25 protein-coding genes and 1 pseudogene are annotated in these 23955 nt (G+C 70.5%); 19 read left to right on the top strand and 7 right to left on the bottom strand.

Features of this window, described 5'->3' with window-relative positions; all coding sequences use genetic code 11:
* Positions 1–17: 17 nt before the first annotated feature.
* The 4 genes and pseudogenes from DJ73_RS03640 (at position 18) to DJ73_RS03625 (ending at position 4032) form a co-directional block, all read left to right on the top strand.
* Positions 18–742, top strand: a pseudogene (locus DJ73_RS03640) (hypothetical protein).
* Positions 742–2283 (top strand): nitrous oxide reductase family maturation protein NosD, encoded by a 1542-nt coding sequence (nosD, locus tag DJ73_RS03635; protein WP_094557311.1) that lies wholly within the window; start codon positions 742–744, stop codon positions 2281–2283. The pseudogene DJ73_RS03640 and the gene nosD overlap by 1 nt, the downstream one beginning before the upstream one ends.
* A 2-nt stretch (positions 2284–2285) precedes the next feature.
* Positions 2286–3023, top strand: coding sequence for an ABC transporter ATP-binding protein (locus DJ73_RS03630; protein WP_094524028.1), 738 nt, complete (start codon positions 2286–2288; stop codon positions 3021–3023).
* Complete coding sequence (locus DJ73_RS03625; RefSeq protein WP_094557310.1) at positions 3016–4032, top strand: ABC transporter permease subunit; 1017 nt, start codon at positions 3016–3018, stop codon at positions 4030–4032. The genes DJ73_RS03630 and DJ73_RS03625 overlap by 8 nt, the downstream gene beginning before the upstream one ends.
* A 127-nt stretch (positions 4033–4159) precedes the next feature.
* Here DJ73_RS03625 and DJ73_RS03620 read toward each other — a convergent pair whose 3' ends face one another.
* Positions 4160–4969, bottom strand: coding sequence for a hypothetical protein (locus DJ73_RS03620; protein WP_094557309.1), 810 nt, complete (start codon positions 4967–4969; stop codon positions 4160–4162).
* A gap of 106 nt (positions 4970–5075) precedes the next feature.
* Positions 5076–6503 carry a cbb3-type cytochrome c oxidase subunit I gene (locus DJ73_RS03615; RefSeq protein ID WP_217900418.1) on the bottom strand — a complete coding sequence of 476 codons (1428 nt, stop codon included), beginning with the start codon at positions 6501–6503 and terminating at the stop codon, positions 5076–5078.
* Positions 6504–6604: 101 nt separating this feature from the next.
* On the opposite strand from DJ73_RS03615, the gene DJ73_RS03610 reads away from it, so the two are divergent.
* The 7 genes from DJ73_RS03610 (at position 6605) to DJ73_RS03580 (ending at position 11026) form a co-directional block, all read left to right on the top strand.
* Positions 6605–6988 (top strand): DUF2249 domain-containing protein, encoded by a 384-nt coding sequence (locus DJ73_RS03610; RefSeq protein WP_094557308.1) that lies wholly within the window; start codon positions 6605–6607, stop codon positions 6986–6988.
* A complete protein-coding gene (locus tag DJ73_RS03605) occupies positions 6985–7560 on the top strand; it encodes a hypothetical protein (RefSeq protein WP_176451069.1) in 576 nt (191 codons plus the stop codon). Before DJ73_RS03610 ends, DJ73_RS03605 begins: the two co-directional genes overlap by 4 nt.
* Positions 7561–7671: 111 nt before the next feature.
* A complete protein-coding gene (locus tag DJ73_RS03600) occupies positions 7672–7893 on the top strand; it encodes a DUF2249 domain-containing protein (protein ID WP_094557307.1) in 222 nt (73 codons plus the stop codon).
* Positions 7894–8019: 126 nt separating this feature from the next.
* Positions 8020–8571 carry a halocyanin domain-containing protein gene (locus DJ73_RS03595; RefSeq protein ID WP_094557306.1) on the top strand — a complete coding sequence of 184 codons (552 nt, stop codon included), beginning with the start codon at positions 8020–8022 and terminating at the stop codon, positions 8569–8571.
* A 213-nt stretch (positions 8572–8784) separates the two neighbouring features.
* The gene (locus DJ73_RS03590; RefSeq protein ID WP_094524035.1) at positions 8785–9459 is read left to right on the top strand and encodes a helix-turn-helix domain-containing protein; all 675 of its coding nucleotides are present in this window, start codon (positions 8785–8787) and stop codon (positions 9457–9459) included.
* Positions 9460–9597: 138 nt separating this feature from the next.
* The gene (locus DJ73_RS03585) at positions 9598–9915 is read left to right on the top strand and encodes a CGCGG family rSAM-modified RiPP protein (protein WP_094557305.1); all 318 of its coding nucleotides are present in this window, start codon (positions 9598–9600) and stop codon (positions 9913–9915) included.
* Positions 9916–10033: 118 nt separating this feature from the next.
* Positions 10034–11026, top strand: a complete 993-nt coding sequence (locus DJ73_RS03580; protein WP_094557304.1) for a DUF5821 family protein — start codon at positions 10034–10036, stop codon at positions 11024–11026.
* Positions 11027–11070: 44 nt separating this feature from the next.
* Here DJ73_RS03580 and DJ73_RS03575 read toward each other — a convergent pair whose 3' ends face one another.
* A complete protein-coding gene (locus DJ73_RS03575; RefSeq protein ID WP_094527754.1) occupies positions 11071–12591 on the bottom strand; it encodes an aldehyde dehydrogenase family protein in 1521 nt (506 codons plus the stop codon).
* An 89-nt stretch (positions 12592–12680) separates the two neighbouring features.
* Between DJ73_RS03575 and DJ73_RS03570 the strand changes: the two genes are divergently transcribed.
* Positions 12681–13418, top strand: coding sequence for a helix-turn-helix domain-containing protein (locus tag DJ73_RS03570; protein ID WP_094524039.1), 738 nt, complete (start codon positions 12681–12683; stop codon positions 13416–13418).
* Between the two features lie 71 nt (positions 13419–13489).
* Here the strand turns inward: DJ73_RS03570 and DJ73_RS03565 are convergent, their stop codons facing one another.
* Complete coding sequence (locus DJ73_RS03565; protein ID WP_094557303.1) at positions 13490–14380, bottom strand: proline dehydrogenase family protein; 891 nt, start codon at positions 14378–14380, stop codon at positions 13490–13492.
* A gap of 182 nt (positions 14381–14562) precedes the next feature.
* On the opposite strand from DJ73_RS03565, the gene DJ73_RS03560 reads away from it, so the two are divergent.
* From DJ73_RS03560 to DJ73_RS03540, 5 genes are read left to right on the top strand one after another with little or no spacing between them, the layout of a single operon-like run.
* Positions 14563–15897, top strand: a complete 1335-nt coding sequence (locus DJ73_RS03560) for an ABC transporter substrate-binding protein (protein WP_094557302.1) — start codon at positions 14563–14565, stop codon at positions 15895–15897.
* A gap of 9 nt (positions 15898–15906) precedes the next feature.
* The gene (locus DJ73_RS03555) at positions 15907–16866 is read left to right on the top strand and encodes a branched-chain amino acid ABC transporter permease (protein WP_094524042.1); all 960 of its coding nucleotides are present in this window, start codon (positions 15907–15909) and stop codon (positions 16864–16866) included.
* Positions 16863–18044, top strand: a complete 1182-nt coding sequence (locus DJ73_RS03550) for a branched-chain amino acid ABC transporter permease (protein ID WP_094524043.1) — start codon at positions 16863–16865, stop codon at positions 18042–18044. The genes DJ73_RS03555 and DJ73_RS03550 overlap by 4 nt, the downstream gene beginning before the upstream one ends.
* On the top strand, positions 18037–18825 hold the full coding sequence (locus tag DJ73_RS03545; protein WP_094524044.1) for an ABC transporter ATP-binding protein: 789 nt from the start codon (positions 18037–18039) through the stop codon (positions 18823–18825). Before DJ73_RS03550 ends, DJ73_RS03545 begins: the two co-directional genes overlap by 8 nt.
* Positions 18822–19604, top strand: coding sequence for an ABC transporter ATP-binding protein (locus DJ73_RS03540; protein WP_217900338.1), 783 nt, complete (start codon positions 18822–18824; stop codon positions 19602–19604). Before DJ73_RS03545 ends, DJ73_RS03540 begins: the two co-directional genes overlap by 4 nt.
* Before the next feature lie 19 nt (positions 19605–19623).
* Here the strand turns inward: DJ73_RS03540 and DJ73_RS03535 are convergent, their stop codons facing one another.
* Entirely contained in the window at positions 19624–20421 is a 798-nt protein-coding gene (locus DJ73_RS03535) for an RIO1 family regulatory kinase/ATPase (RefSeq protein ID WP_094527750.1), read from the bottom strand.
* A gap of 281 nt (positions 20422–20702) precedes the next feature.
* On the opposite strand from DJ73_RS03535, the gene DJ73_RS03525 reads away from it, so the two are divergent.
* Positions 20703–21851: an acyl-CoA dehydrogenase family protein gene (locus tag DJ73_RS03525; protein ID WP_094527749.1), complete on the top strand. Its 1149-nt coding sequence runs from the start codon at positions 20703–20705 to the stop codon at positions 21849–21851.
* Positions 21852–21913: 62 nt separating this feature from the next.
* Here the strand turns inward: DJ73_RS03525 and DJ73_RS03520 are convergent, their stop codons facing one another.
* Complete coding sequence (locus tag DJ73_RS03520) at positions 21914–23023, bottom strand: GTP-binding protein (RefSeq protein ID WP_094524048.1); 1110 nt, start codon at positions 23021–23023, stop codon at positions 21914–21916.
* Between the two features lie 162 nt (positions 23024–23185).
* Between DJ73_RS03520 and DJ73_RS03515 the strand changes: the two genes are divergently transcribed.
* Positions 23186–23386: a hypothetical protein gene (locus DJ73_RS03515; RefSeq protein WP_094524049.1), complete on the top strand. Its 201-nt coding sequence runs from the start codon at positions 23186–23188 to the stop codon at positions 23384–23386.
* Between the two features lie 103 nt (positions 23387–23489).
* Here DJ73_RS03515 and DJ73_RS03510 read toward each other — a convergent pair whose 3' ends face one another.
* Positions 23490–23945, bottom strand: coding sequence for a hypothetical protein (locus DJ73_RS03510; protein ID WP_094524050.1), 456 nt, complete (start codon positions 23943–23945; stop codon positions 23490–23492).
* Positions 23946–23955 lie beyond the last annotated feature (10 nt).

Below are 23955 nucleotides of genomic sequence, written 5' to 3'. Positions count from 1 at the left end.
CCACCACCCCCCACCCTATGACACCCGCACTCGACCGACTGACCGAACTCAGACGGGCGCTGCCGCTGACGGCGGCGGTCCTGTTCGTCGCCGCGCTCGCGGTGCCCGTCTGGGAGATCGCCTTCGAGGCGCCCCAGTACCCGGACGGGCTCCTCGTGGAGCTGTACGCCTACCCGCGGCTCGGCGGCGACTTCGCCGANNGGACCCGGTGTTCGTCGACCCGAACTACGCGGTCCACCCGGACGCGATCGCCGCGCCGGAGTGGATCCTCGGGCCGGTCCTGTTCCTCGCGGTGGCGGCCGCGGGGGTCTTCGTGGCGGTCGCGCCGACCGAGCGCAAGCTCCGCTACGGCCTCCTCGGCCAGCTCGTCGGGGCGACCGTGGCGTTCGTCGGCACGTTCGCGATCGTCCAGTACCGCCTGTACCAGGCGGGCCACGCGCTCGGGGAGGACGCGCCGGTCGTCGGCGTCGCGGAGTTCACCCCGCCGCTGTTGGGCGGCTACGAGATCGCCAACATCAGCGGGGTGGCGTGGTTCGGTCCCGGGGGGTACATGACGGGACTGGGGTTCCTCCTGCTGGTCGCGGCGTACCTGCTCCGCGACTCGCAGGTCACCGTCGGCGAGGCCGCGGAGCGGCTCCGCGACCGCCTCGGGGGCGGGAGCGACGGCGACGGCCCCGACCGAGACCGGTCGAGCGACGAGCCGCCTGCGACCACCGACGAGCCCGGCGCGGAGGTGAACTGATGACCCGACGCCCGTCGGTCGCCGGCCTCGTCTCGGCGCGCGCGGTCTTCGTGGCCGCCGCCGTCGTGCTCGCGGCCGTCCTCGGCGGCGTCGCCGCGGCGGCGGGGGGTGGCGCCGTGTCCGGCGACGCGAGCGGGACCGAGGCGGCCAACGGCACCGACGGGCTCGTCGTCGACCCGCCGACGTACGACCCGGCGCGGCCGACGGCGGCGGGGACCGCGACGGTCGTGAGCGACGGCGGAGGGAACGCGACCGACGGCGAGAACGCGACCGCCGGGACGTACGGGAGCCTGACCGCCGCGGTCGACGCCGCGGAGCCCGGAGACGCGGTCGAGCTCTCCGGCGTCTTCGAGCCGACGGAGCCGGTCGTCGTCGACGAGCCGAACGTGACGGTCCGGGCGAGCGAGACTCACGGAGCCCTGGTCGACGGGGGCGGCGAGGACAGCGTCGTCGTGTTGGAGGCGCCGAACGCCGCGATCGAGGGCGTCTGGATCCACGACACCGGCGAGGACCTCGAGTCGCAGGACGCCGGGGTGTACGTCGCCGGGAACGCCTCCGGGGCGACGCTCTCGGAGCTCTACCTCACCGACGCCGCCTTCGGCGTCTGGGTGAACGGCGCGGACGAGGTGACGGTCGCCGACTCGCGGATCGAGGGCACCGAGGCGCCGCGGTTCGCGAACCGCGGCAACGGGATCAACCTCTGGGAGACCGAGGGGAGCGAGATCCGCGACACCGAGATCACCGACGTGCGCGACGGGATCTACTACTCGTGGGCCTCCGACGTCGAGGCGACCGGGAACACGCTGTGGGACCTGCGCTACGGCGTCCACTACATGTACTCAGACGACAACCGGATCGCGGACAACGTCGCCTTCGAGAACGACGTGGGGTACGCGCTGATGGTCAGCGACTCCATCGAGGTCGTGAACAACACCGCGGTTGCGAACCGCGGGCAGAGCGGCCACGGGATCCTGCTCAAGGAGATCGACCGCAGCGTCGTCCGCGACAACCGCCTCGTCGCCAACGACGACGGGATCTTCCTCTACAACGCCCAGCACAACGAGGTCCGGGGGAACCTCCTGTACGCCAACGGGGTCGGGGTCCACCACTCCGCCGGGACCTCGGAGACGACCGTCGCCGGCAACGGGTTCGTCGAGAACGAGGAGCCGGTGTTGACGACGACCCGCGACCTCGTCGCCTGGAACGGCTCCGACCGGGGCAACTACTGGTCGGACGCCCGCGTCGCCGACGCCGACGGCGACGGCATAAGCGACACGCGGCATCGGCCGGCCGGCGCGGCCCAGCGGCTCGTGCAGGAGCACCCCGCCGCAGCGGTCTTCGCGGACGGCCCGGCGTTCGACGCGATCCGGCTGGTCGAGAGCCGGTTCCCAGCGGTCGAGACCGCCGGGGTCGTCGACCACCGCCCGCTCGCCGACCCCGTCCACGACGTCGAGCCGTATCGCCCGTACGCGGCGGCCGTCGACGCGACCGTCGAGTACGACTCGGACCCGGGAGACGACCACCACCAGCGGCACCAGTAACCATGCGCATCGATATTAAGCACGTTCACAAGCGGTACGGCGACGTCGAGGCCCTCGCCGGGCTCGACCTCACGGTCGAATCGGGCGACGCGTACGGCCTCGTGGGAACCAACGGCGCCGGCAAGTCCACGCTGTTCGGGCTGATCGCCGGCCGCGAGCGCCCCGACGCGGGGACCGTCTCGGTCGGCGGCCGCGAGGTCGGCGAGATCGGGTGGCGGATCCGCGAGGCGATCGGAATCTTACCCGAGGAGCCCGGTTTCCCGCCGGGCGAGACGGGGCGCGAGACCCTGCGCTTCCACGCCGACGTCCGCGGAGTCGGGTCGGGCCCGGAGGACGCCGCCGAGCGCATCGCCGGCGCGGCCGCGACGGTCGGGCTCGCCGAGGCGATCGACCGCCCCATCGACGGCTACTCGAAGGGGATGCGCCGCCGGCTCGGGCTGGCGGCCGCGCTCCTCGCGAATCCGGCGGTGCTCCTGCTCGACGAGCCGACCGCGGGGCTCGACCCGAACGGCGTCGCCGCGCTCCGCGAGGTCCTGACCCGCGTGCGCGACGAGACGGGTGTGACACTGCTCATGGCGACCCACGCGCTGCGGGAGGCCGAGCGCGTCTGCGACCGCGTCGGCGTCCTCGACGACGGGCGGCTGGTCGCGGAGGGGACGCCCGACGGGCTCGCCGCCGACCACGAGGCCGGTCTCGAAGGCGCCTTCGTCTCGCTCACCGGGGGTGGTCGAGATGCCTGAGCGCGGGCGCGGAGCCGCGCCCGAGGACGGCGAGGCGCCCGACGCCGACACGGCGTCTGACTCGGACCCGGCCCCGGACGGCGGCGTCGTCGTCGACGGCTCGACCGCCGCCTCGCGGACGGACGCTTCCGCGGAGGCGACGGAGAGGGAGACGGAGACCGCGGACGAGACCGCGACCGACGCCGAGGGGATCTCCGTTCCCCTCCCGCGTCCCGGGATCGTCCTCCGGATCGCTCGCCGCGAGACCCGGCTGACCGCCCGCCGGGGGTGGGCCGTCGCGCTGACGGTCGTGTTCGCCGCGTTCGGGCTCCTGCTGGCGACGTTCAGCGGGTCGAGCGTGGCGCCGACCGGCTACGAGCCGGTCGTCGCGAGCTACGTCGAACTGGCGACGTACCTCGTCCCGCTGGCCGCGCTGGCGTTCGGTCACGGCGCGATCGTCGGCGCGGCGGAGCGCGGGCGCCTCGGGGTCGTGTTGACGCTGCCCGTTTCGCGGGTCGAAACCGCGATCGGCGTGTACGCCGGGCGGGCCGCGGTGCTCTCGGCGTCGGTCGTCGTCGGCTTCGGCGTCCCCGGGATGCTCCTCTTGCGGGGGTTCGGGCTCGCCGGCTGGCCGACGTTCGCGTGGTTCCTGTTCGCGACGGTCGCCGTCGCCGTCGCGCTCCTCGGGCTGGGGGTGGCGATCTCCGCGGTCGCGCCGACCTCGACGGTCGCGCTCGCGGGCGCCCTGCTCGTCTGGGCGTGGTTCGCCCTGGTCCACGACCTGCTCGCGCTCGGCGTGCTGGCCGCGCTCGACGGCGCGGGGCGGTTCGTCGCCGTCGCGGTGGCCGCGAACCCGGTCTCGACGTACCGGCTCCTCGCGCTCGCCCCGACCGACGCCGGCGGCGCGGGGCTCGCGGCCGCGCTCGACGGCAGCGGTCTCTCGGTCGGCGTGCTCGTGGCCGTCCTGCTCGGGTGGGTCGCGGTCGCGACGGGCGTCGCCGCGGTGGCGCTCCGCTCGAAGCGGAAATAAAACGCCCCGCGTGTCTTTTGAACCCATCCGTCTCGTCGAGCCGCCGCTACGTGACTAAGTTCCAGGCCGCGTCGGTCACGCGCTGTCGTTAGCGCCGTCGGTCACGCGCTGTCGTTGGCGCCGTCGGTCACGCGCTGTCGTTGGCGCCGTCGGCCGAAACGCTGATCCTCCGGGCCGTCTCGACCCACTCGTGGTCCGGGAACGGCTCCGGACGGACGGCGTAGGTGTACCGGGGTTCGCCCTCGGCGTCGAGCGCGAGGTCGAACGCGTAGATGATCCCGTCCTCGACGCCGAGCTCGAGGGAGCCCTCGACGGCCGGGGTGGCCCGCGAGTCCTCGGGCTCCGCGTCCGAGAGCCGGTACGCGACGACGGGGACGCCGTGGTGCGTCGCCGTGCCGACCGCCTCCCAGCCGTACGGCTCGACCATCTCCGTGTGTCGGCCGATGTTCGTGGGAGCGATCTGACCGTACTGCGGGTCGTACCGGTAGTACGCGTCGGTCGCGTCGTGATACGTGAACTGCGGGTCCGACTCCCACTCGTCGCGCGGCTGGTGGTCCGGCAGTCCGTCGGCGGGCTGGACGTACGCGTACGCGTCGCCGTTTCGGTAGTCCTTCGCGCCGTACCACAGCTCGGAGATCACCTCTCCGGTGGACGAGTTCACGTAGTAGTCGCCTTCGACGCGGCGACGGTCGGGCGGCTCGTCGAAGACGATCGCGTACGAGTCCCAGTGGTCCCTCGGCGCGTGCAACGGCGTCTCGTCGTCCGACTCGAGCGTCGTGAAGTCGATACCGTCCGGTCCCGCACCGTCGGGGTACTCCTCCGGGAGCTCCGACTGCCCGTTCGATCCCGACTCGTCGGCTCCCCGTAACGCGTCGGTACAGCCGGCGAGGCACGGGACTCCGACTCCGAGTGCTGAGAGGAGGGCACGGCGTTCCATGCCGGAGATATTGTCGTATCAATGAAGTATCTTCCGGACCGCGGCCGCCGGCTGGCGGGCGAACCGGCCGGCCCCCGGCGCGGTCATCGATCCACTCCCGGCCCGATCATCGGTCGTCGGCGTCTGTCGCCTCCGAGGGCGTCGTCGCCGCCGATCCGACTCCGCCGAATATCGCGGTCCCGCCGTGCCGGACGACGGTCGCGACCATGTTGCCGGCGAACAGCAGCGCGCCGGCGACGACGAGCGCGCCGCCGAGGGGTCGGACGAGGCCCTCGGCGGACCCGCCGACCGCTCCGAGCGACGCGACGGCGGGCGAGACCGCGGCCGCGAGCAGGAGGCCGGCGCCGAGGACGGTCGCGGCGAGGTCGACCGCGGCGACGCGGGCGTGGTAGAGGTCGTCGATGGCGGGGACCCGTTCCAGCCCGACGCGGTCGGCGTATCGGTCGAGCCAGACGATGAAGGGGACGACGTGGTAGAGGCTCCCGACGACGACGAAGCCGACGAGCGCGCCGAGCAGGACGGGACCGAGTGCGGGGTGCCCGAACCGGACGGCGGGCCCGAGGGGGTCGACGGTCCACGTCGCGGCCGCGGTCGCGCTCCACGCGAGCGTCGCGACGGCGACGACGGCGTATCGCGAGAGCATCGGCGTCGCCGTCGCCGTCGCGTCGCGGAGCCGCCGGAGGAGTATCCCCCCGGCGACCGCCGCGCCGCCCGCGGCGAGCAACCCGCCGGCGGTCGCGAGGGTCGCGAACGAGAGCAGCCGCCCGGCGGCGAGCAGGGTCACGCCGGCCGGGTACGCCGCGGTCTCGACGCGCGCGAGCCGGTCCTCGACCGGGAGCGCGTCGGTTTGAGTGAACATCGGGCCGAGCTGGTACAGGGCGCCGAAGACGGTCGTGACGACGACGCCGAGGACGGCGAGCGTGACGTGCGCGTCGACGACCGCGGTCCGCGAGAGGCCGAGCGGGGCGAGCACGCCCCAGCGGTAGTCGGCCGCGAGGCTCCCCCCGAGGACCGCCGCGAGCGCGAGGAAGCCGAGCGCGAGCGCGAAGTGCCCCTCCGTGACGTCGAGGGGACGGGCGCGCCAAAGGGTCCTCGCGAGGTTATAAACGAACGCGGCGAATCCGAGGAGGATGAGCCCGGCGAACAGCGCCGCGTCGGCCGGCCGGCCGATCCACAGCCCGCCGGCGAACCCGCTCACGCCGACCGCGACGGCGACGAGCTGGAGCGTCGCCAGCCGGTCCGAGTGGAGCTCGACCCCCGACCAGACCGGGACGAACTGGGTCATCGCGCCGAGGACCGTGAGACACACCCACCCGACGAGCAGCAGGTGGGCCGCGGCGATTCGGCCGAGGCCCGCTCCGGCTCCTTCGATCCCGACGACTCGCGTGAGCGCGAGCGCTCCCCCGGCGGCGAGGAACGCCAGCGCGACGAGGAAGTGTCGGAGGGGAATCGTGGTCGGCGGGCGCGTCGAGGTCGTGAGATCGCCGGGGACGCCTCGCATGTCCCCGCGTACGGTCCGCGCGTCCGTGGTCACGTCCCCGAACGCGTTCGGGGGTCCGGCCGCCCATCGACGAACGACGGCCCCCGAACAGGTTCGGGGTAAACGACGGGCGCGCGGAGAACGAACTCAGGTCCATGTCACGGGAGACAGCGGCCCTCGAGGAGACCGACGCGCCGACGGACCGGCCGGTCGAGACGCTCGACGTCGCCGACCTCGGCCCGCCGGAGCCGCTTCGGCGGACGCTCGAACTGCTCGCCGACCTGCCGGCCGAGACCGTTCTCGTCCAGCGCAACGACCGAGTTCCGCAGTTCCTGTTCCCGAAGCTCGACGACCGCGGCTACGCGCACGACGCGGTCGAGACGGACGACGGCGTCGTCACGGCGATTTGGGTCGCGAACGGCGAGGCGGCGACAGACGGCGAGGCGGCGACAGACGGCGGAGCGACGACGGACGGCGGAGCGACGACGGACGGGGAGACGACGACGGACACTCAGAGCGCCGCGGGGGCCGGCCGATGAGCTTCCTCGGCGGCTCCGAGCCCGAGTTCGACGACGAGAACGAGTTCGTGTCGGAGCACGTCCCGAAGCCGGGCGCCTTCCTCGCGGACCGCGACGTCCTCGCGGGCGAGGACCACGTCGCCGTGCACCGTCACGCCGCGGACGCCTTCGAGGAACACGGCGTGTACGACGCCACGTTCGGCTACAACCTCGCTCGGCTCAACCTCGACCCGCGGCATCCGGACGCCGGATTCCGCTACGCCGAGGAGGCCGACGACCCGACGACGCTCCGCGCCGAGTTCACGCCGACGACGGCGTTCTGTCCGCAGGCGGAGCCGCTGGCGGTGGGCGCCTTCCGCGCGTTCGACGCCGTCGCGGACCACGGCTACGACCTGGTCCGGGTGCGCGTCGACCCCTCGCTCAACGGGAGCGAGGCGGTCAACGACCGGCTCGAACGGCTCGAGTCCGGCGACGGCGAGGTGGGTGACGGCGGGGCGAGTGACGACGACCGGGCCGACGCCGACCCGGCAGGCGTCGATCGAACGGGCGCTCAGGACGACGACGGCGCGGGCGGTCCGACGATTCCCTTCTGAACGCCGCTGGCGGTTTCCGTCGCGGAGTCGAGCGAGACGCGCCGCCGCGCGCCGCGTCGGTCGAACATGTTCCCGCGAACGTGCATGTCGGACCGCCGCGTGCGATCGGATATGAACGACGCCGAATCGGTGCTCGACGTCCGCGAGCGCGACGATCCGCCGTTTCCGGTCATCAGCGACGCGCTCGACGAGCTCGGGCCGGACGAGCGGTTGCGGCTCGTGAACGACTTCGAACCGGCCCCGCTGTACGACGTGCTGGCGGACCGCGGCTTCGAACACGAGACCGAGCGGGTCGCCGCCGACGAGTGGCACGTCACGATAGAGCCCGCCTGAACGGAGGGAGACGCTCGCACCTCCCTCGATCCCTTTTATACTCCGCCCCGAATAGTTCGCCTCCCGACGCCGCGGCACGGGAATTCCCGCCGAAGGTATTCCCCCTACTACCCTACGCCGAAGCGCATGACCCGACGCACACTCGACCGGCGAACGTTCGTTCGAACGACTGCGGCGCTCGGTGTGACCACCGCGCTCGCCGGCTGCGGCGGTAGCGGCGACGGCGGCAGCGGCGGCAGCGGCGGTAGCGGCGGCAGCGACGGAAGTGACGGCAGCGACGGTAGCGACGGAAGTGACGGCAGCGACGGCGGCAGCGGCGACCAGCAGTACCTCTCCGAGGAGCCGGACTACGGCGGCTTCCTCGACGACGCCACCAACTACGAGCGGACGGCCGACATGACGGACGCCGACTCAGTGACCGTCGACGTCGGCGCCGGCGACGGACTGGCGTTCGGCCCGGCGGCGGTCGCGGTATCGTCCGGGACGACCGTCACCTGGGAGTGGACTGGGGAGGGCGGACAGCATAACGTCGCCGGCTCCGACGGTAACTTCGAGAGCGAGACCGTCGGCGAGGCGGGCCACACGTTCGAGCACACCTTCGAGGAGTCCGGCGTGCACGCCTACGTCTGTACCCCCCACGAGGCGGTCGGAATGAAGGGCGCGGTGTACGTGGAGTAACGCCGCGGCGACCGAGCGACGATTCCGACCGACGACTGCGACCGAGCGGCGACCCCGGCCGACGGCCGCGACTGACCGACGACCCGGCCGACGACCGCAACTGACCGACGACCCGGCCGACGATTCCGACCGACGACCGCGACTGACAGCTGGCCGCGACTGACCGACGACCCGGCCGACGACCGCGACCGACCGACGACCGACCACCCACCCATGCCCCAAGCACGCCTCCTCGTCGACCTGCCCGACGGACCGTGGATAGCCGACGTCTCGCGCGAGTTCCCCGACGCGGGGTTCCGCGTGCTCACCGCGGTCCCCGGCGAGAGCGCCGGCTTCGCCTTGGTCAGAGTCAGCGCCCGCGACGTCGACGCGGTCCTGTCGGCGATGGAGTCCCACGACGCGCTGGCCTCGGTGTCGGTGATGGCCCGCGAGGACGGCGTCGCGACCGTCCGGATCGAGACCGACGCCCCGCTGCTGTTGCTGGCCGCGAAGCGCTCCGGGCTCCCGATCGAGATGCCGCTGGACATCGAGGACGGCGTGGCGGAGGTCGAGGTCACCGGCGAACACGAGCGCGTCGCAGAGATGGGCCGGCGGCTGAGCGACCTCGGTCTGGAGTTCGAGGTCGAGCGCGTGCGGCAACGCGTCAACCCCGCTCGCCTGTTGACGGACCGACAGCGGGAACTACTGCTCGCGGCCGTCGACCTCGGCTACTACGACGTGCCGCGCCGAGCCACCCTGACGGAGGTCGCGGAGCACGTCGGCATCGCGAAGTCGACCTGTAGCGAGACGCTCCAGCGCGTCGAGCGGACGGTGGTCCGGGAGTTCGTCGACGACCTGCCCAGTCACCCCGTCGACGAGGAGACGGAGGTCGCGGCCGTCGATCCGTAGACCGGCTCGGCCGGGATCGCGGCCGCACCGTCCGTCGCCCCGGACAATCGCCGACGGCCCCAGACAGCTACTCTCGATCCCTGACGACCACCGACCCCTGACGACTACCGACCCCTGACGACCACCGACGACACACCCATGACCGCATCCACCGACGACCACGACCACGACGAGACCGCCGAACCGATCACCGACCGAGTCCACGACAACTCCTGGTCGGCGAACCTGGAGACGCCGAAGTACGCCGGGGACCCGGAGCTCGCGGTCCGCGACGCGCTCGCGGCGATCGACCACACGACCGCCGGAAACCGCGTCAACCTGGTCACTCACGGCGACCTCGGCCACCCCGAGGAGTTCCTCTACGACGCGCTCCGCGAGGAGCGCGGCGATGTCGACCCAGAGTACGTCGAACAGTGCGGCTGCGGCGGTCACGTCACCCGCGTTGACGTTCTCTGAGACGCGGACGATCGGACGGGGGCGAACGCGGGCCGAACGGACCGATACCTCCCGGCCGGCGGTGCCGAGAGCGGGCATCCGCCGCCATTCTTAATTCGTCCGCGGCGTAGGTGCGGGTGTGTCCACCGAGCCGATCCTGCCGTTCGCTGACGGACCCGAACCGATCGGCGGGTTCGTCGATCCGGTGCTCGTGGACCCGACTCCGTCGCTGTTGACGGCGGTCGTCGAGGCGTACCGCGCGGCGGCGCCGGGGGTCGTCGAGCCGTCCGTCCAGACGCTGCGAGTCGAGGCGTCGGGTGGGGATTCACCGGCCGCGACGGAGGCTCCCGCCGCAACGGGAGACCGCCCCGACCGGTCGGACGCGCTCTCCTCGTCGCTCCCGGCGCTCGCCGTTCTCGCGAGCGACCGCGCGGTCGACGCCGTCACCGACGGATTCCGACCCGCGAGCAGGCTCGCGGCGCTCGCGGAGACGGGCGCGGTGGAGCTCCTGACGCTGACGGAGCCGCAGCCGAACGCGGCGCTCGTCGGTCGGGAAACGGGGTCCGTGCTCGTCGCCGGCGGATACCGAGACGGCGTCGATGCGAGCGCCGACTCGCCGGCGAGGTGGTGTCGCGTGGGCGACGATCCGGCGCTCCGGGAACGCTACGTTCCGCTCGTCGAATCGGCCGAGGAGCGCCGCCTGCGAACGCCGAGCCGCCGGCGGATGCACGAGTCGGTCCGGGAGCGCTGCGGCGTCGCCGTCGCGGACGACGTGGTCCGGGCGATCGACCCCGGAGCCGTCGAGGGCGACGGTGTCGCGGGCGCCGCGGACGCCGCGATCGAACCCGACGGGCCGGACCTGGCCGACGCGCGGCGTCGCGCGTACGTCGTCGGCGTCCGCCACGGCGCGCTCGACCGCGACCTGCGTCGCGCCTGCGAGGAGGCCGGCCTCGGGAGCTCGGCGACGTTCACGCGGATCAAACGGGAACTCCGGGAGGCGGGACTGCTCGCGACGGAGTCGGTCCCGCAGCCGGTCGGCCGACCCCGTGAGCGGCTGGTCGCTCGCGGCGCGCTCGCCGACGCCGACGGTCCGAGCGAGGCCGTCGCCGCGGCGCTGGACGCGGTCGAATAACTGATGAAATGAATAAAACGGATGCGGCGCGGCGGTGACCGGTCTCAGTCGTCCTTCGTCTTGATGTCGGCCGAGAGCCCCTGCGCCATCTCGATCTCCTTCGAGTTGTTCAGGGTCCACGCGGTGCGGTCGGTGACCGCCTCGATGGCCTCTCGGGCGGAGGGGTAGCCGTTGCCGGACTTCTTGACGCCGCCGAAGGGGAGCTGGACCTCGGCGCCGATACAGGGGAGGTTCCCGTACGCCAGCCCGATCTCGGCGCGGTCGCGGTAGTAGTTGATCTGCCGGTAGTCCTCGGAGACGATCGCGCCGGCGAGCCCGTACTCGGTGTCGTTTTGGATCTCGACCGCGCGCTCTATGTCGCCGTCGTACTCGAGGAGGGCGACGTGCGGTCCGAACACCTCCTCGTGGGTACACCGGAGGTCTTCGTCGGGGTCGGCCTCGTAGACGAACGGCCCGATCCAGTGGCCCTCCTCGTGGCCGTCGGGGATCTCGTCGGCGTCGAGGTCGGTGCGGTCGACGAGGACGTTCACGCCCTCATCGCGGGCGAGCTGGTTGTACTCGGCGACCTTCTCGTGGTGCTCCGCCTCGATGAGCGGCCCCATGAACGTGTCCTCCTGGAGCGGGTCGCCGACGGCGACGCTCTCGGCGACCTCGACGAACCGCTCTTTGAACTCATCGTACACGTCGGTATGGACGATCAGGCGCTCGGAGGAGACGCAGCGCTGGCCGGTGGTCTTGAACGAGGACATCACCGCGGAGTGGACCGCGACGTCGAGATCCGCCTCCTCCGTGACCACGATCGCGTTCTTGCCGCCCATCTCGCAGGCGGCGCGCTTGCCGGCGACGCCGCCGAGCTTGTCCTGGATCAGGTGGCCGACCTCGGCGGAGCCGGTGAAGATGACCGTCTCGACGTCGTCGTTCTCGACGATCGCGTTGCCGGCGTCGCCGAACCCCTGTACCATGTTGAACACGCCGTCGGGGATCCCGGCGTCGTCGAACATCTCCGCGATGATCTGCGCGCACCACGGGGTCTGCTCGGCCGGCTTGAAGACGACGGTATTCCCCTCCACCAGCGCGATGGCCATGTGCCAGTAGGGGATGGCGACGGGGAAGTTCCACGGGGTGATACAGCCGGTGACGCCGCGGGGTTTCCGCCGCATGTACGCGTCCTTCGACGGGATCTCCGAGGGGACGATGTCGCCCGACGGGTGGCGGGCGTCGCCCGCGGCCCACTCGACCATGTGCGCGGCCTCGACCACGTCGGCTTTCCCCTCGCTGATCTCCTTCCCGCACTCCTTGGTGACGACCTCGCCCAGTTCGTCGGTTCGCTCGCGCAGCTCGTGGTACACGTCCCAGAGGTACTCTGCGCGCTGGATCCGGGACAGCTCGCGCCACTCGTCGAACGCCTCGTCCGCCGCGTCGACCGCGCGGTCGACGTCCTCGGGGGCGCCGCGCCGGAACTCGCCGAGGGACTCCCCGGTCGCCGGGTTCTCGCTCTCGAACGTCTCCGAGCCCTCGCCCGAGACCCACTCTCCGTCGATGTAGTGTTGATACGGTTGCGCCATGGGCGGTCGTTTCCGCCGCCACGTTCAAATATCCCACCCGACCATGGTCGGCAGAGCCTTTGTGATGCGGTACCATTGAAACGGTACTAATGGCAACGACCGACGCGAACGGGGCGGAGGAGTGGGCCGGGACTCGACTGACGCTCGACCTGTGGCATCCGAACTGCTGGGCGATCGACGCGACGAGCAGCACCGACGGCGGCGTCCTCGCGCACGCCATCTACAACTCGCCGCGGACCGACGCCGACGCGCCGAACTCGGTGAACGGCCTGTTCACCGCGTTCGCCGACACGAACGAGGAGGTCGAGGAACTGCTCGACGCGATCCGCGACTCCGACCGCGCGGGCAACCTCCTCGAACTGAAGGAGCGATTCGGACGCGCGCGGGACGCGCCGGGCAACGTCGTCCGCGAGTTCTTCCTGGAGTACGACCCGGCCGACATGGTGTGTCCGACGCTGCTCGAACACGGCTTCGTTCACAGCGCGCCGGTCCGGATCGAGGACGGCCGCGAGGAGTGGCAGGTGTGTTTCGTCGGCGAGCGCACCGACATCCGGGAGTCGCTCGACGGCGTTCAGGCGGACTCCGGCGCCGAAGTGACCGTGGAGTCGATGTCGTCGTCGGGGTACGCGGGGCGCACGCCCCGCGAGCAGCGGCTCGACACGCTGACGACGACCCAGCGCGAGGTGTACGAACACGCCCGCGAGGCCGGGTACTACGAGTGGCCCCGCGAGGCGTCGACCCGCGAGCTCGCCGAGGAGCTGAGCGTCTCGAAGACGACGCTGCTGGAACACCTCCGGAAGGCGGAGTCGAAGCTGTTGGACCCGTAGCTCGGGCAGACGCTCGCCCGATTCCCGAAGCCCGCTCGGTTCCCGAGGGCCGCTCAGTTTTTGAGGGCCGCTCAGTTCCCGACGATCGCCCGCAGCGCGAACAGCGCGTTCGACTTGCGTTCCCGGATCCGCCGGTAGAAGTAGGAGAACCACTTGGAGCCGTACGGGATGTACTGGTACACCTCCGCGTCGGTGTCGGGGTCGGCCGCGAGCTCGAACTGCGCCGACTCCCGGACGCCGGTCAGCATCTGCACCTCGTAGGGGGTCCCGTGGTCGGCGTACAGCTCCGTCGCGTACTCGATTATCGCCGGGTCGTGGCTCCCGACGGCGACGCCGCCGTCGAACGCCCCGAACATGTACGCGAGGCAGTCGCGGTACGACTCGTCGACGCGGGCCTTCTTTTTATATGACAGCTCGGCGGGTTCGTCGTACGCGCCCTTGACCAGCCGGACCTTCCCGGGGAGGTCGGCGAGCCGTTCGAGGTCGTCCCGAGTCCGCTTCAGGTTCGCCTGCACGCAGACGCCGACGTTGCCGTCCGTCTCGACCGCGTGTCGCTCGAAGGCGTCGAGCGTCACGTCCGTGGTCTCGTGGTCCTCCATATCGATCCAGACGAACGTGCCGCTCTCGTCGCCGTCGGAGCCGTCGTCGCCGTCGGTCGCCGTCGGGGCGTTGGCCGCCTCGACGATGCGCGCGAGGTTCTCCTCGAAGACGCGGTCGCCGACGTCGAGCCCGATCTGGCTCGATTTCACCGAGACGCAGGCGTCGACGTCGCGTTCCGCGATCGCCTCGACGAGGTCGACGTACGCGTCGGCGTCGGCGTCGGCGGGGGGTCGCTCCTCGTAGTGTTCCCCGAGCAGGTTCAGGATGCCGGCCACGCCGCGGTCGTTGAGCCCCTCGACGTGGGCGAGCGCCGCCTCGGGAGTCTCCCCGGCGACAAAGTTACTCGCGATGGGCGGAATCATGTGCAGACAGCGGATCTCCACCCGTATATATGGGCACCCGACCAATTGTTGTGAGGTCCTTGAAAACGAATAAAACGCCGTGACGGACCGCGCGGCGGCCGAGGGGAACATCTGCGGCCGGCCCGACCATGGACGGGCCGGGGTTAAGATACCCGGATGGCAACTGAAATATCAGGTCACATATGTCACGAGATACCACGGACGTGGCGGACCGGCGTACGCTGCTGAAACTGACCGGCGGTGCGGGGCTCCTCGCCCTGTCGGGCTGTCTGAGCACGACCGACGACGGCGGGGACGGGAGCGACGGCTCCGACGGAGGCGACGGCGATGACGGGAGCGACGGCGACGACGGCTCCGACGGCTCCGACGGCTCCGACGGCGACGACGGCGGGGAGTCGATGGATCCGTACGAGATCGGGATGGTCGACTCGCTGACGGGGTCGCTGTCGGCGTTCGGCGAGCGGAACCAGCGCGGCGCCGAGATGGCCTTGAGCCGCGTCAACGACGTCGGCATCGACGGGCGAGAGCTCTCGCTGGCCGTCGAGGACTCCGAGAGCGAGAACCAGGGCGGGATCGCCGCCGCACAGAAGCTCGTCAACCAGGACGGCGTCCCGTTCCTCATCGGCGCGGTCGGCTCGGGCGTCTCGCTCGCCATCTACGAGAGCGTCGTCGAGGGGGCCGACGTCGTCCAATTGAGCCAGAACTCCACCGGCCTCAGCCTCACCGACTTCCCGGGACTGCTCCGGATGTCGCCGTCCGGTCGCAGCCAGTCGCTGGCGCTGTCGAACATCATCGCCGACGACGGGTACGACGAGGTCGCGGTCACCTACGTCAACAACGATTACGGGCAGAGCCTCACCGACGCGTTCGTGAACGCGTACGACGGCGACGTCGTCTACAACAACCCCCACGACCAGGAACAGCAGTCGTACTCCAGCGTCATCTCGGAGATGAACGGCTCCGGCGCGGACGCGTGGCTGTTCATCACGTATCAGGCCGAGTTCGCGACGATGGTCAACGAGGTGTTCTCCTCCGGGTACGAGGCGCAGTTCTACGGCGCCGACTCCGTCTCCGGCGACAGCGTCCTCGAGAACACGCCCGAGGGGAGCATGAACGGCATGAAGATCGTCGTTCCCTCCGCGCCGATCGAGGAGGAGAACTACCAGGAGTTCGCGTCCGCCTTCGAGTCGGAATACGGCCAACAGCCGACGTCGTGGGCGTCGTACGCCTTCGACTGCGTCATCAACGCCGCGCTCGCGATCCAGGCGGCCGACGAGTTCACCGGCGCGGCGCTCCAGGAGACCGTCCGGCGCGTCTCCGGCCCCGAGGGCGAGACGGTGACGTCGTTCGCGGCCGCGAGCGAGATCCTCGCGAACGGCGGCGGGCCGGACGACGTCGACTATCAGGGGGTCAGCGGCCCCATCGACTTCAACGAGGACGGGGACCCGGTCGGTTTCCTGCAGGTCCTCGAGGTCCAAGACCACGCGTACGAAGGCATCGACTTCGTCGAAGGCTAATCCCGACCCATGACCGTCCTCGGATACCTGGCCAACGGGCTGGTGTTCAGCAGCATCATCGTCCTCGGGAGCATCGGGCTGTCGCTCGTGTACAGCATCGCCGACTTCGCGAACTTCGCGCACGGCGACACGATGACCATCGGCGCGTACGCGGCGCTCGTGACGTTCGGCGCCGTCGGCGGGCTCGGCGGCGCGGTGCTCGGGCTCCCGTTCGGCTTCTTCTTCGCGCTCGTCGTCGGGATCGCCGCGGCCGCGGTCGTGGCGGTCGCCACCGAGAAGCTGATCTACGAGCCGCTCGACATCGACTCGATCGGCCTGCTGATCACGTCGATCGGGATCGCGTTCATCTACCGCGCGCTGATCCAGATCCGGTTCGGGTCTGACTTCACGCGGTTCGACATCCGGGCGCAGCGACCGATCGAGTCGCTGGTGCCGTACGGCGTCCGGGTGACGCTCCACGACGTCGCGATCGTCGGCTCGGCGGTGGTGCTCGTCGTCGGGCTCCACGTGCTGCTCCAGTACACCGACCTCGGCCGGAAGATGCGCGCGATGGCCGATAATCCCGACCTCGCGCGGGTCAGCGGGATCCGAACGAAGCGAGTCAAGCTCTGGACGTGGGTCATCGGCGCCGGCCTCGCCGGCGCGGGCGGCGTGTTCCTCGGGCTGTTCAACCAACTCGCGCCGCGGATGGGGTTCAACCTCCTCCTAGTCATCTTCGCCGCGGTGATCCTCGGCGGGATCGGCTCCGTCTACGGCGCGATGGCGGGCGGCTTCCTCATCGGCATGATAAACCAGCTAACGCCGTTCTTCTCCACCGTCGTCGAAGCGCTCCCGATCTGGCCGGGGTGGCTCGCGGCGGCGCTGGAGAGCCTGATAAGCATCGAGTACGCGAACGCCATCGCGTTCGTGATCATGGTCGCGGTGCTGCTCGTCCGGCCGAACGGTATCGCCGGGGAGGCGGCCACATGAGCGCCCTCACCGATCCGAAGGGGGCGATCGCGGAGCTGACCCGCCCGGAGGGGTGGGTGCTCGGCGTCAGCGTCGCGTTCCTGCTGTTCCTGCTCGCCGCGCTGCTCACGGGCGCGCTCGGGCCGACCTACTTCCTGTTCCTCGTCGGACTGGCGGGAATGTACGCGCTGCTGTCGTTCGGGCTGAACGCCCAGTGGGGGTTCACCGGCCTGATCAACTTCAGCGTCGCCGCGTTCTTCGGGATCGGCGCGTACGGCTCCGCGCTGATGACCGCGAGCGGCTCGCCGATCGCGGGCGGGTTCAACCCGCTCGTCGGACTCGCGGTCGCGCTCGTCGTCGCGCTCGCGCTCGCACTGCTGATCGGGATCCCGACGCTCCGGCTCCGGGCCGACTACCTCGCCATCGCGTCGCTCGGGCTCGCGGAGGTCATGCGGCTGATCGTGCTCAACGAGCGGTGGCTGACGAACGGCAGTGCGGGAGTCCGCGGGATCCCGGGGTTCTTCAAGGGCTGGCCCGTGCTGTCGACGTTCCCGGAGGCGATGCCTGGGCTCCGCCTCGAGATCGTTCCGGGATCGCCCATCTTCCTCGAGGCCTCGTTCTGGCAGGCCCTGCTGAACGTCCTGTTGGTGCTCGCGTTCGCGGGGGCGGTGTACGTAATCCTCCGGCGCGCGCACCGGTCCCCGTGGGGTCGCGTGCTCCGCACGATCCGATCCGACGAGGACCTCGCGCGGGCGCTCGGGAAGAACACGTACTCGTTCAAGATGCAGTCGTTCGTCCTCGGCAGCCTGATCATGGCGCTGGCCGGCGTGTTCTACACGCACCTGAACCTGTACGTCGGGCCGGGCGACCTGGACCCGATCACGACGTTCTACGCGTGGGTCGCCGTGATCTTAGGCGGCAGCGGCTCCAACCGCGGGGCGCTGTTCGGCGGGGTCGTGATCGTCACCATCCGCGAGGGGACGCGCTTCCTGAACGACGTGGCGCTCCCGATCGACCCCGCGCCGCTGCGGCTGCTGCTGATCGGGGTCGTGATCGTCGCCGTCATGCGCTACCGGCCGCAGGGAATCCTGCCGCCGCAGCGCGAGCTGATCTGGCCGAGCGCGGTCGACGGAGGCGGGGCGCCCGAGACGCCGGACAGCGGCGTCCGGGAGCGCAAGGGAGGTGGGGGCGATGAGTGAGGGCGCCCTCCCCAAGGACGACGCCGTCCTCCGGGTCGACGACCTTCAGAAGTCGTTCGGCGGGCTCGCGGCGACCGACCACGCGACGTTCGCCGTCGAGCGCGGCACGATCACCGGGCTCATCGGCCCGAACGGCGCCGGAAAGTCGACGCTGTTCAACCTCATCTCCGGCTTCTACGAGCCGGACGGCGGGACCGTGGAAGTGAACGGGACCGACGTGACCGGCATGGAGCCGTACCAGGTCGCCGAACACGGGCTCATCCGGACGTTCCAGACCCCGCGCAAGCTGGAGGGGATGACGGTCCGCGAGGCGATGCTGGTCGGCCCGCGGAACCAGCCCGGCGAGTCGTTTCTCAGGCTGTTCGCCTCGCCCGGCTCGGTCGGCGAGAGCGAGTCGGCGAACCTCGCCGACGCGGAGCGGATCCTCGAGGAGTTCGAGATCGACCACCTCGCGGCGCAGCCCGCGACCGACATCTCCGGCGGCCAGATGAAGCTCGTCGAGCTCGCACGCGCGATGCTCGCCGAGCCGGAGGTCCTCCTGCTCGACGAGCCTGTGGCGGGGGTGAACCCGACGCTCGCGAAGAAGCTGAAGTCGCAGATCCGTAGGCTCAACGAGCAGGGGACGACGTTCCTGCTCATCGAACACGACATGGAGTTCGTGATGGACCTGGCGGACCCGATCGTCGTCCTCGATCAGGGGCACGTCCTCACCGAGGGGACGCCGGACGGGGTCCGCGGCGACGACCGCGTCATCGACGCGTACCTCGGAGGCGGCGCATGAGCGACGACACCATCGGCCCCGCGGAGGGGGCTCACGGCGGAACCGGGCCCGCGGAAGCGGCCGGCGACGGAACCGATCCCGTGCTCTCGCTGTCGAACGTCGACAGCGGGTACGGCGAAGTGCAGGTGCTCGACGACTGCTCGATCCGGCTCGATCCGGGCGAGATCGTCTGTCTCGTCGGTCCGAACGGGGCCGGGAAGTCGACCGTCCTCAAGACGGCCTTCGGCATGCTGACCCCGTGGGTCGGAAGCGTCGAGTACCACGGCCGCGACATCGGCGGGATGGCGCCCGAGGAGATCGTCCGCGAGGGGATCGGCTACGTCCCGCAGACCGACAACGTGTTCGGCTCGCTGACGATCGACGAGAACCTCCGCATGGGCGGCGTCGCCCGCGACGGCGGGCTCGACGAGGTGATCGCGACGCTTTACGACCGCTTCCCGATCATCGACGAGAAGCGGAACGCGAAGGCGCGGACCCTCTCGGGCGGCCAGCGGCAGGTGCTCGCGTTCGCCCGGGCCTTGGTGATGGAGCCCGACGTGCTCCTCATCGACGAGCCGTCCGCGGGGCTCGCGCCGAACACCGCAGACGACGTGTTCGAGGACGTCCAGGAGGTCAACGACATGGACACGGCGATCCTCATGGTCGAGCAGAACGTGACGAAGGGGCTCGGCATCTCGGACCGCGGCTACGTCCTCGACCAGGGGACCGTCCGGTTCGAGGGCACCCCGGAGGAGCTGTTGAGCGACGACGAGGTCTCGCAGCTGTACCTGGGCGGGTAAACTCCGTCCGGCCTCGTCCCTACGTCGTCCGCTTCTCCAGCTCCCCTTTCAGCTCCGCGGCGTCGAAGTCGTGGTCCGGACGGATCGCGACGAAGTCGAGGAACTGACGGGCGGCGAGCAGCTCGTCGGTCGAGTAGCTCTCGAGCGCGGCGTCTATCGCGTCCGGCGCGCCGATCAGGGGTTCCAGCGCGGCGAGCGCGCTCGCGAGGTCGTACGACCGCGCCGACTCGCGACCCTCCTCGCTCACGCTCGTCGCGTCGATGACGTACAGGTCGCAGTCCCGCACGAGGACGTTCTCCGCCCGGAGGTCGCCGTGGGCGAGCCCGGCGTCGTGGATCGTCCGGAGCGTCGCGAACAGCTCGGGCGCCAGCCCGGCGACGGCCTCGCGATCGAGCTCGTCGAGCGTCCGGAACTCGGGGAGGTACTCCAGGACGAGGACGCCGAGGTCGCCGACCTCCAGCGCCTCGATCGGCTCCGGGGCGTTGACTCCGAGCTCCCTGACCTCTCGGGTCGCCTCCAGCTCGTGGCGAGCCATCTCGTAGGGGGTCTCGTAGCGCTCGAAGAACCCCTCGGTGCCGGCGGAGACGGCGCCGAGGTTCCGCCCGGTGGTGAACAGCGTGTGGACGAGCGTGTTCTGCTTCGTGATCACCTTCACGAACAGGTCGTCGTCGAGGACCATCGGCGTCGATAGCCAGTTGTCGGCGTCGAGGAACCGGACCCGCATCTCCTCGCGGTCGTACCGGTCCGCCAGCTCTCGGGCGACCCGCTCGATGTCGGGCCAGTCCACGCGACCGCGTACGAGCCGGCGGAGCTCCATGTCAGGACCGAACGCGACGGCGACGCTTAAATCACGTCCTCGGGCGGGATCGCCGCGCGAGCGTCTCGGAGCCGCGGCGGTTCAGGGAGGGGTCCCCGACGCTGACCGCGTCGGGACCGAGGCGGGCCGCTCGGTCGTGGAACAAGTCGTACGGCCGGCACGGGCGCTCGGGAGTCGGCCCGCCGAAGGAGACCGATGGCGGAGAACGGGGACGGTCGAAGCGCCCGCGATCGATCACGGTCGTTCGCATCGTTTATGCCGACGGGTCGCAATTCTTGCCTATGGACTTCGAGCTGCCCGCGGAACACCGGATGATACGCGACACGGTGCGGGAGTTCTGCGAGGAGGAGATCCGGCCGATCGCCCAGGAGATCGAAGACGAGCACCGGTTCCCCGACGAGGTGTTCGCCGACCTGAACGACCTCGACATGATGGGCGTGCCCGTGAGCGAGGAGTACGGCGGGCTCGGCGGCGACCAGCTCATGTACGCCCTCGTCACCGAGGAGATCGGCCGCGTCTCCGGCGGGATCGGCCTCTCGTACGCCGCGCACACCTCTCTCGGCGCGAAGCCGATCGAACTGTTCGGGACGCCGGAACAGAAGGAGGAGTGGCTCCGCCCGCTCGCCGAGGGCGGCGAGATCGGCGCCTGGGCGCTCACGGAGCCCGGGAGCGGCTCCGACGCCTCCGACATGGACACGACCGCCGAGTTCGACGCGGACGCGGGGGAGTACGTGTTGAACGGGACGAAGCAGTTCATCACGAACGCCAACGTGGCCAACAGCGTGCTGGTGAAGGCCGTCACCGACCCGGGCGCCGGCTACGACGGCATCTCGACGTTCATCGTCGACCCGGAGAACGACGACGGCTTCGAGATCACGACGGTCTGGGACAAGATGGGACTTAATTCCTCGCCGACCTGCGAGATACAACTGGACGACGTGCGGATCCCCGAGGACCGCCTGCTCGGGGAGGAGGGAGACGGCTGGACGCAGACGATGAAGACGCTCGACGGCGGCCGGATCTCCATCGCGGCGCTGTCGGTCGGGCTCGCGCAGGGCGCCTACGAGGCCGCGAAGGAGTACGCCGGCGAGCGCGAGCAGTTCGGGAAACCGATCGCGAAGTTCGACGCCATCCGGGACAAGGTCGTCCACATGCACCGCCAGACGGAACGCGCCCGGCTGCTCACGCACAAGGCCGCCGCGAGGTACGACGCCGGCGAGTCCGTCACCCGGGAGTCGGCGCTGGCGAAGCTCGACGCCAGCGAGGCCGCCCGCGAGGTCGCCGAGGAGGCGGTCCAGACGCTCGGCGGGTACGGTTACACCACCGACTTCGCGCCCCAGCGCTTCTACCGCGACGCGAAGCTGATGGAGATCGGCGAGGGGACCAGCGAGATACAGCACGTCGTGCTCGGGCGCGAACTCGGCCTGTAGGTCGCGGTCTCGTGGTCCGCGGGCGTCGGGCGCGACCGGTTCGCGCGTTCACTTCGGCCCGTTCACTTCCGCGCGACGATCCGAAGCACGTCCTCGTCCGCCAGCTCGTGGCTCTTCCCGACCTGTTGGTCGTCGTGTTTCGCGCTCTCGCCGGAGACGCGAGCGAACTTGAACCGCTCCTCGAACTCCCCGCCGATCTTCTGGCAGGCGTCGCCGACCGTGTCGCCCTCGAACAGGATCAGGGGCTCCTCGTAGTCGACGCCGCGACCGGGCTTGTCCATGTAGATCCGGATGAGCCCGAGCTCCTTCCAGAGCCGGTCTTTGAGCCCGTCGAGCCCGAGCTCCTTCTCGGCGGAAATAAAGAGCACGTCGTCGGGGTCGAGGTCGCGCTCGCGGAGCTCCGATTTGACGGTCGGGAGGTAGCTCTTGTCGATGAGGTCGGCCTTGTTCACCGTCACCATCGACGGGAGGTACTCTCGGTTGTCCATCACCGCGTCGATGAGCTCGTCGATGGTCAGGTCGTGGGGGATCGTCACCTTGGCGTTGACGTAGCCGTACTCGCGGAGCACCTGCTTGACGGTCCCCTCGTCGAGGCTCACGTCGTCGCTCATCGTCACTCCGATCCCGTCCTTGTGGGTCTTCCGGATGTTGATGTTCGGCGGCTCCGTGTCGAGGCGGATGTTGGTGGCGTACAGCTCCTCGCGGAGGCGGTCGTACTGCTCGATCTCGAACACCGAGAGCATGAACACCACGAGGTCGGCGGTCCGGACGACCGAGAGGACCTCCTTCCCGCCCCCGCGGCCGCCCGCCGCGCCCTCGATCAGCCCCGGGACGTCGAGGATCTGGATGTTCGCGCCGCGGTACTGTAGCATGCCGGGGTTGACGTCGAGCGTCGTGAACTCGTAGGATCCGACCTCGCTGTCGGCGTTGGTGAGGGCGTTGATGAGGGTGGACTTCCCCACGCTCGGGAACCCGACGAGCGCGACCGTGGCGTCGCCGTGCTTCTCGACCGCGTACCCGTGGCCACCGCCGGCGGAGGACTGGTTCTCCAGCTTCTCCTTCTTCTCCGCGAGCTTCGCCTTCAGGCGCCCGATGTGGGCCTCCGTGGCCTTGTTGTAGGGCGTGTTGGCGATCTCCTCGCGGAGGTCCTCAATCTCCTCTTCCAGTCCCATTGGCGTACAGTCGGCCGTTCGGCTCGTTAAAGGTGTTCCTTCGGCCCGCCTGGGGATCCGACCGCGAACCCGACGCCACCCCGGACCGTGCGAACCCGCCACGATCGTGTCGACGCTTCGACACGGTTATATCCGCGACGTGCGACGAGTCTCGCACGTCGAATGCCCGACCCGTCGAGCCTCCGTGACAGCACCCAGATCGTCCTCCCGTGTCACGCCCTCGAGGGCCTCGGAGAGCGGCTCCGGGAGCGGTTCACCGTGACCGTCGTCGAGGCCGACGGCTACTACCGGATCATCGGTAGCCCCGTCGAAATCAAGGCCGCGAGCGACTTCCTCGCCCGGAACGGCGTCGCGGTCGCGTAGCGCGTCTCCCCGCTGCGGGGCGTGCCCGTGGTCGACGCGAGACGATCGGACGGCCGTGGTCGAAACGAGACGATCGAACGGAAAACGAGGAGCGGAACCGTACTCAGCCGACGACGCCGACGAGGAGCTGGACCGCGATGAGGACGAGGAAGACGAGTCCGGCGGCGAACGAGCCCGCCGCGACGCCGTGTGCGTTGCCGAGCCCGCGCCCCCGGGCACTGAAATAGGCGCCCAGGAAGACGAACCCGGTCACCAGCAGTCCGACCGCGGCGTACGTGACGCCGAGGAGGCTCCCCGAGAGCCCCTCCGGGAGTCCGAAGTCGCCGACCGCCAGCAGGGCGAGTCCGCCCACGCCGACCGCGATGGCGACGAACGCGACGGCCCAGACGACCGGTTTCTGCGAGACGTCCCGGAGCGCCCCGACGACCGCGGCGTATCTGTCGGGCGACGCGTCGGTTCCGGGCGCCGTTCGCTGCGCGCCGACCTTCGCGACGGCGAGGAATGTGGCCGCGACGAGCAGCCCCATTAGTGCCGTGCTCAAGAGCGTGAGTGAGACCATGGTGGGTTTC

Origin of the sequence: Halorubrum sp. Ea1, assembly GCF_002252965.1 — an archaeon.
Taxonomy (GTDB): Archaea; Halobacteriota; Halobacteria; order Halobacteriales; family Haloferacaceae; genus Halorubrum.
This window is presented reverse-complemented; position numbering and strand designations above follow the sequence as displayed.

What these genes read in the sequence shown, in the direction of transcription:
- DJ73_RS03540 (WP_217900338.1), top strand. Translation starts at nt 18,822, where the DNA reads ATGAGCGACGACACCATCGGCCCCGCGGAGGGGGCTCACGGCGGAACC.
- DJ73_RS03545 (WP_094524044.1), top strand. Translation starts at nt 18,037, where the DNA reads ATGAGTGAGGGCGCCCTCCCCAAGGACGACGCCGTCCTCCGGGTCGAC.
- nosD (WP_094557311.1), top strand. Translation starts at nt 742, where the DNA reads ATGACCCGACGCCCGTCGGTCGCCGGCCTCGTCTCGGCGCGCGCGGTC.
- DJ73_RS03610 (WP_094557308.1), top strand. Translation starts at nt 6,605, where the DNA reads ATGTCACGGGAGACAGCGGCCCTCGAGGAGACCGACGCGCCGACGGAC.
- DJ73_RS03620 (WP_094557309.1), bottom strand. Translation starts at nt 4,969, where the DNA reads ATGGAACGCCGTGCCCTCCTCTCAGCACTCGGAGTCGGAGTCCCGTGC.
- DJ73_RS03595 (WP_094557306.1), top strand. Translation starts at nt 8,020, where the DNA reads ATGACCCGACGCACACTCGACCGGCGAACGTTCGTTCGAACGACTGCG.
- DJ73_RS03525 (WP_094527749.1), top strand. Translation starts at nt 20,703, where the DNA reads ATGGACTTCGAGCTGCCCGCGGAACACCGGATGATACGCGACACGGTG.
- DJ73_RS03585 (WP_094557305.1), top strand. Translation starts at nt 9,598, where the DNA reads ATGACCGCATCCACCGACGACCACGACCACGACGAGACCGCCGAACCG.
- DJ73_RS03555 (WP_094524042.1), top strand. Translation starts at nt 15,907, where the DNA reads ATGACCGTCCTCGGATACCTGGCCAACGGGCTGGTGTTCAGCAGCATC.
- DJ73_RS03600 (WP_094557307.1), top strand. Translation starts at nt 7,672, where the DNA reads ATGAACGACGCCGAATCGGTGCTCGACGTCCGCGAGCGCGACGATCCG.
- DJ73_RS03550 (WP_094524043.1), top strand. Translation starts at nt 16,863, where the DNA reads ATGAGCGCCCTCACCGATCCGAAGGGGGCGATCGCGGAGCTGACCCGC.
- DJ73_RS03590 (WP_094524035.1), top strand. Translation starts at nt 8,785, where the DNA reads ATGCCCCAAGCACGCCTCCTCGTCGACCTGCCCGACGGACCGTGGATA.
- DJ73_RS03575 (WP_094527754.1), bottom strand. Translation starts at nt 12,591, where the DNA reads ATGGCGCAACCGTATCAACACTACATCGACGGAGAGTGGGTCTCGGGC.
- DJ73_RS03625 (WP_094557310.1), top strand. Translation starts at nt 3,016, where the DNA reads ATGCCTGAGCGCGGGCGCGGAGCCGCGCCCGAGGACGGCGAGGCGCCC.
- DJ73_RS03520 (WP_094524048.1), bottom strand. Translation starts at nt 23,023, where the DNA reads ATGGGACTGGAAGAGGAGATTGAGGACCTCCGCGAGGAGATCGCCAAC.
- DJ73_RS03515 (WP_094524049.1), top strand. Translation starts at nt 23,186, where the DNA reads ATGCCCGACCCGTCGAGCCTCCGTGACAGCACCCAGATCGTCCTCCCG.
- DJ73_RS03560 (WP_094557302.1), top strand. Translation starts at nt 14,563, where the DNA reads ATGTCACGAGATACCACGGACGTGGCGGACCGGCGTACGCTGCTGAAA.
- DJ73_RS03605 (WP_176451069.1), top strand. Translation starts at nt 6,985, where the DNA reads ATGAGCTTCCTCGGCGGCTCCGAGCCCGAGTTCGACGACGAGAACGAG.
- DJ73_RS03630 (WP_094524028.1), top strand. Translation starts at nt 2,286, where the DNA reads ATGCGCATCGATATTAAGCACGTTCACAAGCGGTACGGCGACGTCGAG.
- DJ73_RS03535 (WP_094527750.1), bottom strand. Translation starts at nt 20,421, where the DNA reads ATGGAGCTCCGCCGGCTCGTACGCGGTCGCGTGGACTGGCCCGACATC.
- DJ73_RS03510 (WP_094524050.1), bottom strand. Translation starts at nt 23,945, where the DNA reads ATGGTCTCACTCACGCTCTTGAGCACGGCACTAATGGGGCTGCTCGTC.
- DJ73_RS03565 (WP_094557303.1), bottom strand. Translation starts at nt 14,380, where the DNA reads ATGATTCCGCCCATCGCGAGTAACTTTGTCGCCGGGGAGACTCCCGAG.
- DJ73_RS03570 (WP_094524039.1), top strand. Translation starts at nt 12,681, where the DNA reads ATGGCAACGACCGACGCGAACGGGGCGGAGGAGTGGGCCGGGACTCGA.